A 15,295-nucleotide genomic window follows, 5' to 3' on the forward strand; every position below is an offset into this window, starting at 1 on the left:
GGTGGAAACCTCTATATAGATTTAAACAAAGGAGCTGATATCTATGGCGCGACGCCGACGTGGTCAACAACCGATGCAACAACCAATGATGCAGAATCAACCGTATGGGTTGACGAATACACAGTTTGAACCCTCTCAAAATTATAGCAATGCGGTTGAACCTACCCATAATGGGAATTTTGCTTGGAATGGTCAACCGATTCCAACACAGATGTACCAGCAAGCTGGGCAAAGTGGGCAGCAGTCATTTTTTCCCCAAGCTCGTAACAATGGGACTCAGACTTCCCAAGGTGGAATGCCAGTTCCAGGTTCTTCAGGCAACATGAATGCCGAATATGGTCAGCGAAACACAGGAATCAACAATGCGGATGCGAGAAATGTAGGCTTTCAAGGGGGATATACCGGCTATGGTGCGAATGGCCAACCAACCCAATACGGTACTTTTATGCGGGATGGAACACAGTATGGTGCAGGTCCTCATACGATTGACCCCAACAAAGCGATTATTCAATCTGTCCATTATGGAGATGGCGGCATTAGTGCGGTTCAATTCCAAGATGGTAGAATCGTTGATATTGCCAATGCCATTGCTATGACAGAAGCAGGATTGATTGAAGATGTGAACACTGGAAAGAATCGTGAAGGTCAAAAAACGCTCAGATCTTATCCGGATGGCGATCCAAGCAACAATTTATCTAATTTACCTCGATTTTAAAATGCCTATCTGAAGCAGTTTGCCATGTGCAAACTGCTTTTTTATGAATAGGGGTACCCAAATGAAAAAGCCACCGTTATAAGTCGGCAGCCTTTTTGCTCTAGCGTTCTAATGAGCTCATATAATAGCATTCTTTGAATGCGGATACATGTTATTTTTTAAAATTTGCCAAATACTTGAGAACAAGTCCAAGTGCGCCGACGTAATAAGCAATTAATAATACGAAGCCTGTTGGATCAAGGGACATCATGTTGGCAATTAAAAATAAAGGGAAAACATAGAACAGCATATCTTGCAGATAAGTCAGAATCAGAGTGCTGGAGAAGCTGCCAGCTTTGAGTGCATTATATAAGCCTAGTAAAAAGCTAAGCCCCATAAGGCCCAGAACTGCCCACATCGAATAGAGCATCCAACCCGTAAGTGTTAGTGTCATTTAGATTCACCTCCCCGTAGGAAGATTTTCTTTCTACTTTATCATATGCTGCCATATGACAAGTCGTACTAGACGACACACTTATTTTATTTTTAAAATCTAGTTTACATAATTATAATTATGTAAACAAAACTAAACCTGCATATTGTTCCTATAAATAAGGGGCGATACACCGACGTATTTCTTAAATAACCGTGAGAAGTAAAAAACATCTTTATAACCAAGCGAATCTGCAATTTCCTTAACCGTATCGTCCGTATTTAATAGAATATTTTTCGCTGCTGCCATTTTCAATCGGTGAATATAAGCACCTAGCGGGTAACCGGTATATTCGCTCACGATCCTCCGTAGCGTAGAAAGCGAGATATGGTGGCGTTTTGCAATTAGCGTCGCGTCAAAAGGCTCGAATAACGAATTACCTAGGTCGTCCATGAGATCGATCAATTGTTGCGTTTTTGTGGTCTCTGCCGGCACTTGATTCTCAAGAATAAATTCAAAAAGCAAGGATTCAAGCAGCAAGGCAGCACGGTCTATATTATCGGGGATACCACTTTCCATAAGGATAAAAATGCGCTCGATTCGATTGTGCTGCGCGGCATCTTCATGCCCAACCTGTTTCGCCAAATCGACTTGTGTAAGCCAACTGCCCAGCCATTCCGCAATACGGCTTCCCTCGAATGTGAAGTAGTACTCGTCCCAATAACCGTCTGCATCGGGTCCATAATTATAAACAGCTCCAGGTCGTAGGAAGAACAGACTGCCGCTTTCAATGTGTTGAACGCCGCCGTCATCGACTTGATAGGAGCCTTTTCCACCGGCTATATAGACAAACGCCCATTTCTCAAATGAAGCATTAGATCGAAAGGAAATCCGGCCTGGAAGATGCCCAACGGCACGGATAATCAAGGATTGCAGCTTTAATTTACTAGAATCAATTGGTAATGTAATGATCCGAAGCGGATAAGGACTAATCATATAGTCCATGAATCTTGGCATATCGTGTATTCCCTCCGTATAAGCGACATGTTTAGCTGTAAATGAGCGTGTAATAAAATGTGAAACAAAGCCATAAGCAAAGTGGTGTGAACAAAAATGTATCATATCTTGCGAAACGAGTTAGTTTGACCCTCTTAAATAAACCGATATACTTGAAATCCCCAATTGCACGTAGTCCAAATACGAAGACACAAACCCAACAGCCCCATTTTATCCATGGAAATGAAGGGAGGGATGGAAGTAAACGCCCTTGAATAGATAGTAAAAGTGCAGCGATAAACAAGAGAAAGGCTACGATTAAAGTGGCTATTGTGCTTGGTTTGAACGTCAGTTCCCCTGATCCGCTTGCAGCAGGGATAACAACTCTGCTTCCCCATTGACCACCAAATGCCCAGAACACATGTAAGCCTCCGACACAAAACAATAAGAATACAGAAATTCCACTGATTATCATCTTTGAATCACAACCTTTCTGTAACGAATGGCATATCTGTCATAATTTTAACTGAAATAAGTTTTATTCAATAGGAATAAGCACGAAATGTTAGGAAAACCGTTTTGAATTGTGGTTTTTATATGAATTAACTACATTAAATATTAATATCATTAAATATATTCACTCGAACCTTGGAGTAAAAATATCGTGTTTTATGTAAGGTGAAGCGTTTCGAGTGCCCAGATTTTAATTCTTTAATTTATTTATTTTTTAGATTAATCGTATGGATTTAGTAAGCCGTTGTAAAGGGTTTTGCAATTGTAAGCATCATGATGGGGAATGGTGGGAAACTATGTTATAATAAAGCACACAAATGAAAGAAAGCAGGCGACTTACACAGCATGAATGGCCAAAATCGTAAAGATGTGATTCCAGGTATTGAAGTGAATATTGTTTTGAAGCAAGACCAACGCAGCGGGAAATTAACACGTGGAATTGTCAAAGATTTATTAACGAACTCGCCAACCCATCCGCATGGGATTAAAGTAAGACTTGCAGATGGACAGGTTGGACGTGTCAAAGAAATATTATCGCCGACAAGGTGATTTATAATCCAGGGGGAACGTGAGATGGCGAAAGCAAAGGTAGCAAAAAGACCAACGCGGGATGAATTTGTATTAGAAGAGATTGGTAATCAATTGTCCGAAGCGAAGCAGGAGAACTCCGAGATTGTTCTGACGGTTTGGGGGCGTGAAGAACCTGTTCGCGGCCTCATCACGACGATGGATTCTCGGACCGGAAGAGTACATATGGAAACGAATGGTGAAATTGATAAAGTACCGTTCATGGACATAATGAAAGTCGAATACCCTCGGGACTAAGACCGATAAAAACGGTTAATAAGCTTATTCCGTTGTTCGTTACTAAACGGGTTAAGTTTTGACCGTTTTTTTCTGTCAAAAAAATTGCACTAAATCTATATTTAACGCAACTTAGATTGTAACGGACGGAGTGAAGTTGATTGGGGCAAGGATATGAGTATGATGATGAGTATTTGGAACTATTTGACTCATGGATGAAAGATCAGGGCTTTACGAAACGAACACAACAAGCATACTTAGGGGATGTTCGGTTATTCCTTTCCAATATTGAGAAATCTTTACCTACGATTGAGGCAATTGATATCATGCGCTTTTTGACGAAAATGCGACAGGGCGGGGCAGGGGATGCCGCGCGTAATCGCTATTTATCTTCGATTCGAACATTTTTCGCGGCGTTGATCGAACTCCAAATTGTGCAACTCAACCCTTCGCTTAACGTGAAGAAATCGAAGGTAGAGAAAAATCAAATCCCTACCTTTCTCAGCGAGCAGCTGCTTGCTGTGTTTTTGCAATCTATTGAGGGGAAGTATCAGATCCGGAATGTGGCCATGTTTCTATTGATGAGTTATGCAGGTTTGCGTGTCAGTGAACTGCATCGACTCAACATCGCTGATTTCAATCGTTCAACGAATACGCTGCAGGTGTTTGGCAAAGGGCGGAAATGGCGTGTCATCCCTCTTCCTGCCGAACTGGTTAAAGTCCTGAATAAAGCATTAACGGAACGAATGGATACAAAGAGCTCAGCGGAGCAGCCTTTTTTTGTTTCTCAATTTGGTCGGCGAATAAGTGTTCGTATGATTCAAACGATTGCGGAGAAGCATTTCGAGGTGCTGAAGATGCAGTATGCTGAACTACAAGGGAAATCAATCTCAAGTCATAAGCTGCGGCATACGTTCGCCACGATGCAGGTTCTGGCAGGAACGGATATCCGAACATTACAGGAATTACTTGGCCATGCGAGCATACAAACTACACAGATTTACACCCATGTCGGAGATAAACAAAAGCAGGATGCCATGAACCGGGTTTCGGCGTTTATTCCAGTAGGGATGGGGATATAGAACAGATCATGTAATAATTAGTTCGGGTGTTGCATATAAGGCAACAAAGAGATTACAAAGTTGGATCCAATTTTTGAATATGTTCTCTTTGGTAGGAGGCATTGTTATGGCTATAAAGCCCCCCATTTTACAAAGGGGTGATACCATCGGAATTGTAACTTTAGGAAGTCCGCTTGATGCAGCTATCATTGATGAAAGAATTCGAACCATTGAAAATATGGGATTCAAAGTAGTTGTAGGGAAATATGCGTATGCTTATGGTGGCATTGTTGCCTCAACAGCGCAGCAGCGTGCTGAAGACCTTATGAGTATGTTTGAAAATCGCAGTGTGAAGATGATATTACCTACAAGAGGAGGGACAGGGGTCAAAGATATTTTGCCGTACCTTAATTACACGATTATAAAAAACAATCCTAAAATCGTAACCGGATACAGTGATATCACGATTTTATTAAATATCCTATACCAATTTTCTAATTTAATTACTTTTCAAAGTCTATTGCTAATCGATTTTAGCACAAGCACACCAACGTATAACTTCAACCAATTTTATTCGGCTACATCAACCCTCAGTAGTCCAAGAGTGATTCAGAATCCACCCGGCATGCAGCAGATCAGTCTGATTGAGGGAAATGTGAGAGGTCCGGTCGTAGGAGGGAATCTCACTTCATTTGTGGATACCCTTGGAACTCCATACGAAATTGATACGACGGGTAAAATATTGGTCATCGAAGAAACACACGAAGCAACGAATGTGATTTACCGACATTTGACTCATCTGATTATGGCAAGGAAATTTCAAGATTGCATTGGAGTGGTCATGGGACAATGCACGAATTGTACCATATCATATTCTACGACGTATAACGACTTGATAACTGGGCTGATTGTTCCTCTAGGAAAACCGCTCATGACCAATGTAAGTACAGCTCATAGCTATTATAAAGCAGCAATCCCCATTGGAGCTAACGTAAACCTTGATACATACAACAACAGGCTTACTGTGCTTGAACCCACGGTAATGGCTTAGCGCATATTTTACAATTTGTCTAAAACGAAAAAAGCCGGTAAAAACCGGCTTTTTCTCATACTAGTTAATTAAACGCCGCGCGCCCCAATAATGAGCATCATAGTAGGGAGTACCAAAGAAAGTGCTAATTTTAACTTCCCTTGTTCCCATCGTACCTGCTTGAAGAACTTTGTTATTTCCAATGTAGATACCTACATGGGAGACTCCGCTTGTATAAGTATCTTGAAGAAACACAAGATCACCTTTACGCAGATTGCTTTTATCAACTGGCGTTCCTAATTGACTCAACAATAGAGATGAATGAAGAAGGTTAAACCCGTTTTGATTAAACGCATATTGAACAAAGCCAGAGCAATCAAAAGCAACATATGGCGTATTGCCGCCAAATACATATGGCGTTCCAAGCTGCTTCATACCAGTTGCAATGATGGCATCTGCTTTTACTTCCCAGCTCTGTTTAACAGGAGCCTTAACAGGAATATTGATAACAATACCTGCGTAGATATTTCGCTCATTAACGTTTGGATTACTAGCGATAAGATCGGCTAAAGGAACATTGAATTTCTGTGAAATGGTCCAGAAAGTGTCAGAATCCGTAGCGACGTATTGATTGGAAGTTGCTGCTGTAGCGATTCCGCCGAATAAGAGACTTGTCGCCATTACGGTTGAAAGAATAATCTTTCTCATGAATTTCCTCCTAGAAGTTATGTAGTTACTTAAATATTCTATCAAAATGAAGAAATAGAGAATATGAGCAAATTATGGATAAACGTGATGTGGGTCAATTTCCGTTCTTTTTGTTTACATAACATACATTATGTATATAACCTCTTAGGAAGTCTCATAATAAACAACTTTCTTCCCCGTGCATGAATCAAAAATTGAGTAGGGGCAACTAGATGATATCAATGCTACGTGGTTGTTTTAGTGGTTGTTTTAGTGGTTGTTTTACACTATGTCAAATGCAGAAATTAATTTTGGAACACTTTGTATAATGTAAATCGTCATAGAAGTAATATAATATAACATATACAGTGATAATACATTACATTAATATAACGTAATTACAAAGTTCAAATGAGGAGGGACCCAATGAATTCAGATCTTTCCCAGCAGAAAGTGGAAATATCGGTGGATGGCGTCTGCATGGTGTTTGGGAAAAAAGGAAAGCAAGTGACTGTACTCCAAGACATCTCGTTCGATGTAGTCCAGAATGAATTCGTATCCTTACTTGGGCCTTCAGGCTGTGGCAAATCAACACTGCTGCGGCTGATGGCTGACCTGCTGCAACCCTCGAGTGGGCAAATTATGATTCAAAAGGATCATCCGCGGGAAGTGCGCCTACGCAGGAAATTCGGCATTGTGTTTCAGAATCCCACGCTGTTCGAGTGGCGAACTGTACGCGAAAATGTGGAGCTTCCCTTAGAGGTGATGGGACGTAATCGCGCGGAGTATCGAGGTATGGTCGATCAACTGCTTGAAACCGTAGGTTTGACGAAATTTAAAGATTATTACCCTTGGCAGCTAAGTGGCGGCATGCAGCAAAGAGTGGCAATTGCACGTGCTTTATCGCTGGATCCGCCTATTTTGTTTATGGATGAACCATTCTCGGCGCTTGATGAATTCACAAAGGAGAAACTGCAATTCGAACTGCTTGAAATTAAAAGAAAGACGAATAAGACGATCGTTTTCGTGACTCATAGTATTCCGGAAGCTGTGTTTTTATCCAATCGAATCATTGTATTATCTGCAAATCCTGGTCGCGTACACTCCGTTCACCACGTCGATTTGGGAGAGGATCGTACTTTGCAAGCCCGAGAATCGGAACGTTTCCATGCTTTGACCGCTTCCATTCGAAATTGCTTCTACGAGGAGAGTGGTGCCCTTGATGATCAAATTGGATAGACAATGGCATCAAGCTGCTGTTATTGCTTGTTGGATAGCGTCATTGCTCCTCCTCTGGGAAGTGTTCGCTTGGCTGATCCATAACGTGATTCAAGTATCACAACCCGACTCCAAACTGCCTTATTTGCATAAGGTGATAACCTCTTTACAAGACAACCTTCCCACGCTCATCAAGCAGGGTTTCACAACGTTCGGCAATGCGATGACTGGCTTCCTGATTGGTACCATTTTCGGCGCTGCCTTAGCCATTACCATAAGCCTCTCCAAAACGGTTGAACACACACTAACTCCCTACATGGTCGCTTCTCAAATGGTGCCCATCATCGGTCTTGCACCGATCCTGTACGGCATCCTCCATGATCCGAGTCTTTCGCGGATCGTTATGGCAGGTTATGTGACATTTTTCCCTGTCACCATTAACTCGCTTCGCGGGCTGCGCAGTGTGCAGCCTGAACAGCTGGAGCTTATGCGCTCCTTAGCTGCTTCAACCTGGCACAGCTACCTGAAGCTCAAGCTGCCATCCGCGCTGCCGGGATTGTTCGCCGGACTCAAGATCTCAGCTCCGCTGGCGATCACAGCTTCCATCATCGTTGAGCTAATGGGGGCTCCCGATGGAATCGGCGTGCTAATGGTTAGCTCTCTATATTACGGAGCTGCACAAGTATACATGTTCTGGTGCACGGTGCTTGTTTCGATTGCCATTGGCTTTACAACCTTTCTTCTACTAGTTCTCTTAGAAAGATGGCTGACACCGTGGCAGCCTGATTTCCGCGAAAGCAGGAGGGGAGGCGCATGAAAGAGGTCATTTTAAGTAAAGAACAACAAGTTTCGGTAACGCCGCTAACGAGTTTAGAAGAACCTACCAGAGTGTACACGGGAAAAGCACAAGAAGGCTACACGGCTATATTCACGCAGCCAATGAAGTTATTTCCGTATTTATTCGGTCTCGTATTCTTGCTGCTTTGGCAATTCAGAGGGATACACACCTTATTCAGCTTAGAACGCTATCAGCTGCCTATTCCTTCGGATATCATCACAGCCATGCGCGAGAATGGCGATATCCTGCTCATTTATACGCTATACACAGGTGTAGAAATGATCGGCGGCTTTCTCGTTGGGTCGCTGCTGGGTTGGCTTGCTGCAGTCGCAGCTTCCTTCAGGCCACAAGCAGGTGCGGGTGCAATTTCGATCATGGCCTCGCTCAATGCGGTGCCGATCGTAGCTCTTGCGCCAATCATGAATAATTGGTTGGGAGACGGCGTCGCTTCACGAATGGGTATCGTCTCAGTCATGACGATGGCTACCATGGCGGTCAGCACCTACAAAGGGCTGCGCTCCATTGAGCCGTCCTACCTAGAGCTAATGACTTCGTACGCGGCTAGCACAAGACAGCTTTTTCTCAAACTAAGATTACCCAAAGCCTTACCATCGATATTCTCAGCCCTTAAAATCAACATGTCAACGAGTATCATCGGTGCGATCGTGGGGGAGTTTTTCATTGCATCGCGTGGCTTAGGATACTTGCTTTCGGACCAAATCCGACTGGCCAATATGCCCTTAGCTTGGGCTTGTATTGTCATCGCAGCTATCCTGGGAATTGTTTTATATACGATCATTCAACTTCTAGAGAAACGCTTTATACCGTGGTCAAATTCCAATCGCTAGATGAAAAAGAATATTTAACATGAGCATCAAGGGATGACACCATCTTTACATACATAGAAATAAATAGGAGAGGATTGGTTCGATTGAAAAAGAGAATCCTTACTGGCAAATTGGCTTTGATGTTTAGTATGTTCATGGTTTTAATTATCATCTCAGCTTGTGCTTCCGAAAAATCTGCAACCACAACGCCAGCTGCATCTACCGCAGCAGGTGCAACCAAGTCCCCTTCGGCAGAGCCGCTCAAGAAGGTCAAAATTCAGTTGAAATGGGTGCCACAAGCGCAGTTCGCCGGAATCTATGCCGCTAAAGAGAAAGGCTTTTACAAGGATGAAGGAATCGATGTAGAAATTGTGCCTGGCGGACCGGATGTTATCATCGAGCAGCAAGTTGTAAATGGCGCTGTCGATATTGGCGTATCGAGCTTTGACTCTTTGTTAGTCAACCGTGACAATGGATTACCTCTCGTCTCGTTGGCGCAAGTAACACAGAAGAGTTCGTACCGTTTAATATCCAAAAAATCGACCGGTATCGATGCGCCAGCCAAAATGAAGGACAAAAAGGTCGGGACATGGATGGGAAGCCAGCAGTTCCAAGTGCTTGCTTTTATGGAGAAGAACGGACTTGACCCGAAGAAAGACATTCAATTGGTCAAACAAGGCTTCACAATGGATCAATTCTTTGGGGATCAGCTGGATGTGGCGACAGCAACGATTTATAACGAGTACTATGTTGTGCTTGAGAGCGGTGTGAAAGAGACAGATTTGAATGTGTTTAACTTTGATGATGCCGGTGTTGCGATGCTGGAGGATACGCTTATTGCGAAGAAGGACTGGGTCGATAAGAACCACGATCTCGCAGTTAAAGCCGTGAGAGCAACCCTGAAAGGCTGGAACTACGCGATTGAGCATCAGGACGAAGTCGTTGATATTGTGATGAAAAGTGTAGCGGCAGGCAGTACAACAAAACAACATCAAACGACGATGCTGAAGGAAATGGCGAAGCTTGTGAAGCCGGAAGGATTTACGAATGAGCAAGTTGGCTCTTTCGTCGATGAGTCGGTGAAACGGACAGCTGACATTGCGCTTAAATATGGCTTGATTAAGAAAGCAGCTGATTTGACTGGGGCTATTGATAAAACGATTTTACAGGGCAAGTGAGTTTTGGAAAGGCAAGAGGATCGTGGATGACTGTAGTCTGCGATCCTTCTTTACATCATCAGGAGAGGGGAGCTGGGCTTATGAGCGCTAACGAAGTTAGTGATCTGCTAACGAAGGAGGACCTGCTTGAGAAAGATCGCAAATATGTGTGGCATCACATGTCAGCACATAACGAAAATCCGATGATACTTGCTTCTGGTGAGGGAAGCTGGGTTACGGATGTGGATGGGAATCGCTATTTGGATGGCATGTCCGGATTATGGTGCGTGAATGTGGGTCACGGCAGAAAAGAAATTGCGGAGGCTGCCGCTGAGCAAATGATGAAAATCGCTTATGCTACGCTCGTCCAATCTCATGTACCCGCGATTGAATTAGCTGCGAAATTGAATGAGTGGCTGGATGGTGAGTATCGGATTTTTTACTCAAATTCAGGGTCGGATGCCAATGAAGTGGCTTTCAAGATTGCTCGCCAATACCATCATCAGAATGGAAAGCCGTCCAAACATAAGTTCATCTCAAGACACCGTGCTTATCATGGCAATTCAATGGGGGCACTGGGTGCAACAGGGCAAGCGCAGCGTAAGTTGAAATATGAACCGCTTGGTGTAGGCTTTCAGCATGTGCCACCGCCTTATTGCTATCGCTGCCCATTCGGCCAGACAAAAGGGTCATGCAGTTTTCAATGCGCCAAAGCCATCGAGGATGCCATTGTTTGGGAGGGGCCAGATTCTGTTGCCGGCGTAATCGTAGAGCCCGTGATTACGGGAGGCGGAATGATTGTTCCTCCGGACGAGTACCTGCCCATGGTGCGCAGCATTTGTGATAAGTATAAAGTGCTCCTCATTGTAGATGAAGTGATTTGCGGATTCGGTCGATCCGGCGAGAAGTTCGGTCATCTGAATTATGGAGTGAGACCGGACATCGTGACAATGGCCAAAGGCTTGACCAGTGCGTACTCGCCTCTTTCTGCAACCGCTGTTTCGGCTGAACTGTATGAATCGTTCAAAGATAAAGAAGCGACCAGCCATTTAAGACACATCAATACGTTTGGAGGTAATCCAGTCTCTTGCGTTGTTGCAATGAAGAATATGGAGATTTTGGAAAAAGAAAACCTGGTTGCGCGCTCTGCTCATATCGGAAACACATTTAGAACTCAATTGGAACCTTTGCTTGACCACCCGCATGTTGGGGAGATACGCATTTTTGGATCAGCGATGGGTATCGAGCTTGTAGAAGATCAAGAGTCGAAGCTTCCGGCAACTGCTGACCGCGTGACGAAGATCATAGCAAGCTGCAAGCAAAAAGGTCTGCTCATTGGGAGGAACGGGGATACAGTGCCTGGATTTGCTAACATTCTCACGCTAAGTCCACCTTTATCTTCGACAAATGAGGATATTGCTTTTATCATCGAGACCTTGCTTGCTGTGTTTGATGCCAATCAGGAGAAAGGATGATAGGTCTTGCCTAAAGCACCTCAGATACAAATTAACGCTTCACGACTGCAACAGCGAATTCAGGAGCTCGCCGAAATCGGGAAAATTGGAGAGACGGGCGTATGCAGATTAGCCTTGTCCAAAGAAGATCGAGAAGGCGTGGAGTTAGTGAAAAGTTGGATGCAGGAAGCTGGGATGGAAGCTTCAATCGATCCATTCGCCAACTTAATTGGTGTGCTTAAGGGGAGCAATCCGAGTGCGCCTGTACTTATGCTAGGCTCTCATGTGGATTCGCAGCCTTATGGCGGTAGATTTGATGGTGCGATAGGCGTACTTGGTGCGATTGAGGTGGTCCAAACGCTGGTGGAGGAAGGGATAAAGCCAGAATGTAATATTGAAGTTGTGGCATTCTGCGATGAAGAGGGCTGCCGCTTCAACAAAGGGCTTTTCGGCGTTCGCGGTATGACCGGAAAGCTTGAAGCAAATGAGTTGGAGCGTACGGATAAAAATGGCGTTACACGTAGAGAAGCTTTGGTTCAGTTTGGGTGTGACCCTGTTGAATTCGAGAGCTATGTGTTCCAAGAAGGTCGGATTGGCGCTTTTCTGGAGCTGCATATCGAGCAAGGTCCAGTTCTGGAGTCACTCGATGCTCCGATTGGTATCGTCAGCGGAATCTCTGGTCCATTATGGCTCACGGTAGAGATGACCGGCTTCGCTGGGCACGCGGGTTCGGTGCCGATGTCTATGCGCCAAGACGCGCTTCTAGGCTGTGCCAAAATCATTGTGGCGCTCAATGAGTTAGTGCGGCAGGAGCCAGGTGCTCCGACCGTCGGAACGGTAGGCTCCCTTACGGTGTTTCCGGATTCCCGCAATATCATCCCGGAGAAGGTATCCTTCACCATTGACTTGCGGGACATTGATTTACGGCGTCGCAATGCGGTAGAAGCGGAGCTGATCAGCGTGATCGAGAACGTGTCGCACGAGCATGGTCTCACGTATACGATTCGCGAAGATACGAACAGTGAACCCCGCTACTGTGCGAACTGGATCAAGCAAAGCCTGCATCAGGAAGCAGCTCTGATGGGGTTGGCTCCGCCAGAGCTGATGAGCGGACCTTTTCATGATTCGCTTACCATGTCCTATGTTTGTGACTATGGGATGATTTTCGTTCGATGCCTCGAAGGCATCAGTCACAATCCCAAAGAATATGCTAGTCCAGAGGACATTACGATGGGCACGGAGCTTTTATACCGTACCGCACGACGGATCGCCACGGAAAAGGGGGGCTTCCAGCCATGAGCAAAGTGAAAGTTGGCCTCATTCAAGCCTCGCATGATGTGCATGGCGATGAGGCCGTGGTCAAACACAAAGAAGCAGCGATACAAAAGCATATCGCGTTGGTTCGTAAAGCGGCGCAGCAAGGCGCGCAGATCATTTGCTTGCAAGAAATATTCTACGGCCCTTATTTCTGCGCAGAGCAAACAACTAAGTGGTACGATGCCGCAGAGGAAATACCAAAGGGGCCAACGACTATGCTCTTCCAGGAACTGGCGAAGGAACTCGGGGTTGTCATCATCCTTCCTATATATGAGAGAGAAGGCATCGCTTCGTATTACAATACGGCTGCTGTGATTGATGCGGATGGCACCTATTTGGGCAAATACCGCAAACATCACATTCCGCATGTGGCGGCGGGAGGCGGTACTTGCGGGTTCTGGGAGAAGTATTATTTTAAACCAGGTAATCTGGGCTATCCCGTTTTTGATACAGCGTTTGCTAAGGTTGGGGTTTACATCTGTTACGATCGCCATTTCCCAGAAGGAGCAAGGGCTCTCGGACTTGGCGGAGCAGAGATTGTGTTCAATCCTTCCGCTACAGTATCGGGGACGTCGGAGTATCTCTGGAAGCTTGAACAACCGGCTCACGCCGTGGCCAATGGGTATTATGTCGGTGCCATTAATCGTGTTGGTCACGAAGCTCCGTGGAACATGGGAGAATTCTATGGTCAATCTTACTTGGTGGATCCGCGCGGTTCGATTGTTTCCATCGGAAGTCGGAATCAAGATGAAGTGGTCATCGGCGAAATGGACAAAGAGTTAATCCGTGAAGTCCGCAATGTTTGGCAATTTTATCGGGATCGCAGGCCTGAAACCTATGAACAAATTGTTAGCTTATAAGCGTGGGAGGGGGAGCGAAGATGAGTTCAACATTTATTTCCTTAACCGATTTGAAACGCAATTTCGCGGAGGTCAAATCCGGTATGAAGCCGAAAGAGGCGATCGAGGAATCGAACCGCTGCTTATTTTGTTATGATGCTCCTTGCATTCGTGCCTGTCCAACGGGGATTGATATTCCTTCTTTTATCAAAAAGATTGCTTCCGGCAATCTCAAAGGCTCCGTACGTACAATTATGGAAGCGAATCCGGTAGGGGCCTCTTGCTCAAGGGTATGTCCCACAGAGGAGCTTTGTGAAGGAGCTTGTGTACTCAATCATTCGTCCAAGCCTATCCTAATTGGCAACTTACAGCGCTATGCGACGGATTGGGCTATTAAGAATGAACAAATATTGTTCAAGGCCGGGACAAGTAATGGGAAGTCAGTTGCTGTGATTGGTGGCGGGCCTGCTGGTTTATCGGCAGCTCGGGAGCTTGCCCGCTTCGGGTTCAAGGTTACGGTGTTTGAGGCGAAGGAGCAGGCTGGAGGGTTAGATACCTACGGAATCGTCTCGTTCCGGCTGCCCCAGGAGATTTCACTATGGGAAGTCGAGCAGGTTAAGCAGTTAGGTGTGGAATTCCATATGAACACGCGAGTCGGCATAGATATAAGCAGCGCAGATTTACTGGGCGACTATGATGCCGTTGTTCTGGCTGTGGGAATGTCAAGGGTTCCGATGCTGGGTATTGAAGGCGAAGCCTTAAAAGGCGTGTACGATGCCATCGATTTTGTGGAATCTACGAAGACAGAACAGGAGCTGGATACATCCCTCGTTGGTAAGCGGGTAGCTGTCATAGGAGCGGGGAATACAGCAATAGATGCGGCGACGTGCTCAGTAAGGCTAGGAGCTGAAAAAGTGCAAATTGTGTATCGGCGTACACAGGAAGAGATGACGGCGTATGATTTTGAATATGATTTCGCTAAGCAGGATGGCGTTGCGTTTCAGTGGCTTACGGCTCCAAAACGGATCATTGGGGATGCGAATGGGAATGTCGTAGCATTAGAATGCTTGCGCATGGAACTAGTGGAAGTAGATGCGGGGCGCAAACGTCCGCTTCCCATTGAAGGCTCAGAATTTATCATGGAGGTAGATGCCGTTATTAAGGCGATTGGGCAGACGAGGCATGTTTCCCTCATTGATCAATTCGAACTTGCACATACACGAGGAACCGTTACAGTTGATCCGTCAACAGGTCAAACGTCCAATCCCAAGGTGTATGCAGCGGGCGACGTCATTTTCGGAGAAGGACAGGGAGAAGCAATGGTTGTATCGGCGGCTCAGCAAGGCAAACAAACGGCTTATGCTATTTATAATCAACTGGTGAAAAGGGAAAATGCTTCGGCTTAATGACTTTCTAAATGGATCGGG

General features: G+C 45.1%; 17 protein-coding genes. 13 read left to right on the plus strand and 4 right to left on the minus strand.

Annotated features, from left to right (window positions below):
• Nucleotides 1-43 precede the first annotated feature (43 nt).
• Nucleotides 44-715 (plus strand): DUF3892 domain-containing protein, encoded by a 672-nt coding sequence (locus NYR53_RS16380; RefSeq protein ID WP_261306110.1) that lies wholly within the window; start codon nt 44-46, stop codon nt 713-715.
• A gap of 151 nt (nt 716-866) precedes the next feature.
• Here the strand turns inward: NYR53_RS16380 and NYR53_RS16385 are convergent, their stop codons facing one another.
• From NYR53_RS16385 to NYR53_RS16395, 3 genes are all read right to left on the minus strand, one after another.
• Nucleotides 867-1,148, minus strand: a complete 282-nt coding sequence (locus NYR53_RS16385) for a hypothetical protein (protein ID WP_261306111.1) — start codon at nt 1,146-1,148, stop codon at nt 867-869.
• 132 nt (nt 1,149-1,280) lie between these two features.
• The gene (locus NYR53_RS16390; protein ID WP_261306112.1) at nt 1,281-2,144 is read right to left on the minus strand and encodes a helix-turn-helix domain-containing protein; all 864 of its coding nucleotides are present in this window, start codon (nt 2,142-2,144) and stop codon (nt 1,281-1,283) included.
• Nucleotides 2,145-2,175: 31 nt separating this feature from the next.
• On the minus strand, nt 2,176-2,598 hold the full coding sequence (locus tag NYR53_RS16395) for a DUF3995 domain-containing protein (RefSeq protein ID WP_261306113.1): 423 nt from the start codon (nt 2,596-2,598) through the stop codon (nt 2,176-2,178).
• A gap of 383 nt (nt 2,599-2,981) precedes the next feature.
• Here NYR53_RS16395 and NYR53_RS16400 point away from each other — a divergent pair, with 383 nt between their 5' ends.
• The 4 genes from NYR53_RS16400 to NYR53_RS16415 all read left to right on the plus strand — a co-directional run bounded on the left by NYR53_RS16400 (nt 2,982) and on the right by NYR53_RS16415 (nt 5,552).
• Nucleotides 2,982-3,185, plus strand: a complete 204-nt coding sequence (locus NYR53_RS16400) for a YwbE family protein (protein ID WP_261306114.1) — start codon at nt 2,982-2,984, stop codon at nt 3,183-3,185.
• A 24-nt stretch (nt 3,186-3,209) separates the two neighbouring features.
• Nucleotides 3,210-3,461 (plus strand): YolD-like family protein, encoded by a 252-nt coding sequence (locus NYR53_RS16405; protein WP_029195000.1) that lies wholly within the window; start codon nt 3,210-3,212, stop codon nt 3,459-3,461.
• Between the two features lie 140 nt (nt 3,462-3,601).
• On the plus strand, nt 3,602-4,522 hold the full coding sequence (locus NYR53_RS16410; protein WP_261306115.1) for a tyrosine-type recombinase/integrase: 921 nt from the start codon (nt 3,602-3,604) through the stop codon (nt 4,520-4,522).
• A 106-nt stretch (nt 4,523-4,628) separates the two neighbouring features.
• Complete coding sequence (locus NYR53_RS16415; protein WP_261306116.1) at nt 4,629-5,552, plus strand: S66 peptidase family protein; 924 nt, start codon at nt 4,629-4,631, stop codon at nt 5,550-5,552.
• Between the two features lie 60 nt (nt 5,553-5,612).
• On the opposite strand, the gene NYR53_RS16420 is transcribed toward NYR53_RS16415, so the two are convergent.
• On the minus strand, nt 5,613-6,239 hold the full coding sequence (locus NYR53_RS16420) for a C40 family peptidase (RefSeq protein WP_261306117.1): 627 nt from the start codon (nt 6,237-6,239) through the stop codon (nt 5,613-5,615).
• 405 nt (nt 6,240-6,644) lie between these two features.
• Here NYR53_RS16420 and NYR53_RS16425 point away from each other — a divergent pair, with 405 nt between their 5' ends.
• From NYR53_RS16425 to NYR53_RS16460, 8 genes are all read left to right on the plus strand, one after another.
• Entirely contained in the window at nt 6,645-7,457 is an 813-nt protein-coding gene (locus NYR53_RS16425) for an ABC transporter ATP-binding protein (protein WP_261306118.1), read from the plus strand.
• Nucleotides 7,441-8,253: an ABC transporter permease gene (locus NYR53_RS16430; RefSeq protein ID WP_261306396.1), complete on the plus strand. Its 813-nt coding sequence runs from the start codon at nt 7,441-7,443 to the stop codon at nt 8,251-8,253. Before NYR53_RS16425 ends, NYR53_RS16430 begins: the two co-directional genes overlap by 17 nt.
• Complete coding sequence (locus NYR53_RS16435) at nt 8,250-9,122, plus strand: ABC transporter permease (RefSeq protein WP_261306119.1); 873 nt, start codon at nt 8,250-8,252, stop codon at nt 9,120-9,122. Before NYR53_RS16430 ends, NYR53_RS16435 begins: the two co-directional genes overlap by 4 nt.
• Before the next feature lie 83 nt (nt 9,123-9,205).
• Nucleotides 9,206-10,279 carry an ABC transporter substrate-binding protein gene (locus tag NYR53_RS16440; protein WP_261306120.1) on the plus strand — a complete coding sequence of 358 codons (1,074 nt, stop codon included), beginning with the start codon at nt 9,206-9,208 and terminating at the stop codon, nt 10,277-10,279.
• 80 nt (nt 10,280-10,359) lie between these two features.
• Nucleotides 10,360-11,733: an aspartate aminotransferase family protein gene (locus tag NYR53_RS16445; RefSeq protein ID WP_261306121.1), complete on the plus strand. Its 1,374-nt coding sequence runs from the start codon at nt 10,360-10,362 to the stop codon at nt 11,731-11,733.
• Between the two features lie 6 nt (nt 11,734-11,739).
• A complete protein-coding gene (locus NYR53_RS16450) occupies nt 11,740-13,011 on the plus strand; it encodes a M20 family metallo-hydrolase (protein ID WP_261306122.1) in 1,272 nt (423 codons plus the stop codon).
• Nucleotides 13,008-13,889 (plus strand): nitrilase-related carbon-nitrogen hydrolase, encoded by an 882-nt coding sequence (locus NYR53_RS16455; RefSeq protein WP_261306123.1) that lies wholly within the window; start codon nt 13,008-13,010, stop codon nt 13,887-13,889. Before NYR53_RS16450 ends, NYR53_RS16455 begins: the two co-directional genes overlap by 4 nt.
• A 20-nt stretch (nt 13,890-13,909) precedes the next feature.
• On the plus strand, nt 13,910-15,274 hold the full coding sequence (locus NYR53_RS16460) for an NAD(P)-dependent oxidoreductase (RefSeq protein WP_261306124.1): 1,365 nt from the start codon (nt 13,910-13,912) through the stop codon (nt 15,272-15,274).
• Nucleotides 15,275-15,295: the final 21 nt, after the last annotated feature.

Origin of the sequence: Paenibacillus andongensis, assembly GCF_025369935.1 — a bacterium.
Classification (GTDB): Bacteria; Bacillota; Bacilli; order Paenibacillales; family NBRC-103111; genus Paenibacillus_E; species Paenibacillus_E andongensis.

Bases quoted from the DNA above. Each gene is read 5' to 3' on its own strand.
- NYR53_RS16380 (WP_261306110.1), top strand. From the start codon at position 44: ATGGCGCGACGCCGACGTGGTCAACAACCGATGCAACAACCAATGATG.
- NYR53_RS16385 (WP_261306111.1), bottom strand. From the start codon at position 1,148: ATGACACTAACACTTACGGGTTGGATGCTCTATTCGATGTGGGCAGTT.
- NYR53_RS16390 (WP_261306112.1), bottom strand. From the start codon at position 2,144: ATGCCAAGATTCATGGACTATATGATTAGTCCTTATCCGCTTCGGATC.
- NYR53_RS16395 (WP_261306113.1), bottom strand. From the start codon at position 2,598: ATGATAATCAGTGGAATTTCTGTATTCTTATTGTTTTGTGTCGGAGGC.
- NYR53_RS16400 (WP_261306114.1), top strand. From the start codon at position 2,982: ATGAATGGCCAAAATCGTAAAGATGTGATTCCAGGTATTGAAGTGAAT.
- NYR53_RS16405 (WP_029195000.1), top strand. From the start codon at position 3,210: ATGGCGAAAGCAAAGGTAGCAAAAAGACCAACGCGGGATGAATTTGTA.
- NYR53_RS16415 (WP_261306116.1), top strand. From the start codon at position 4,629: ATGGCTATAAAGCCCCCCATTTTACAAAGGGGTGATACCATCGGAATT.
- NYR53_RS16420 (WP_261306117.1), bottom strand. From the start codon at position 6,239: ATGAGAAAGATTATTCTTTCAACCGTAATGGCGACAAGTCTCTTATTC.
- NYR53_RS16425 (WP_261306118.1), top strand. From the start codon at position 6,645: ATGAATTCAGATCTTTCCCAGCAGAAAGTGGAAATATCGGTGGATGGC.
- NYR53_RS16430 (WP_261306396.1), top strand. From the start codon at position 7,441: ATGATCAAATTGGATAGACAATGGCATCAAGCTGCTGTTATTGCTTGT.
- NYR53_RS16435 (WP_261306119.1), top strand. From the start codon at position 8,250: ATGAAAGAGGTCATTTTAAGTAAAGAACAACAAGTTTCGGTAACGCCG.
- NYR53_RS16445 (WP_261306121.1), top strand. From the start codon at position 10,360: ATGAGCGCTAACGAAGTTAGTGATCTGCTAACGAAGGAGGACCTGCTT.
- NYR53_RS16455 (WP_261306123.1), top strand. From the start codon at position 13,008: ATGAGCAAAGTGAAAGTTGGCCTCATTCAAGCCTCGCATGATGTGCAT.
- NYR53_RS16460 (WP_261306124.1), top strand. From the start codon at position 13,910: ATGAGTTCAACATTTATTTCCTTAACCGATTTGAAACGCAATTTCGCG.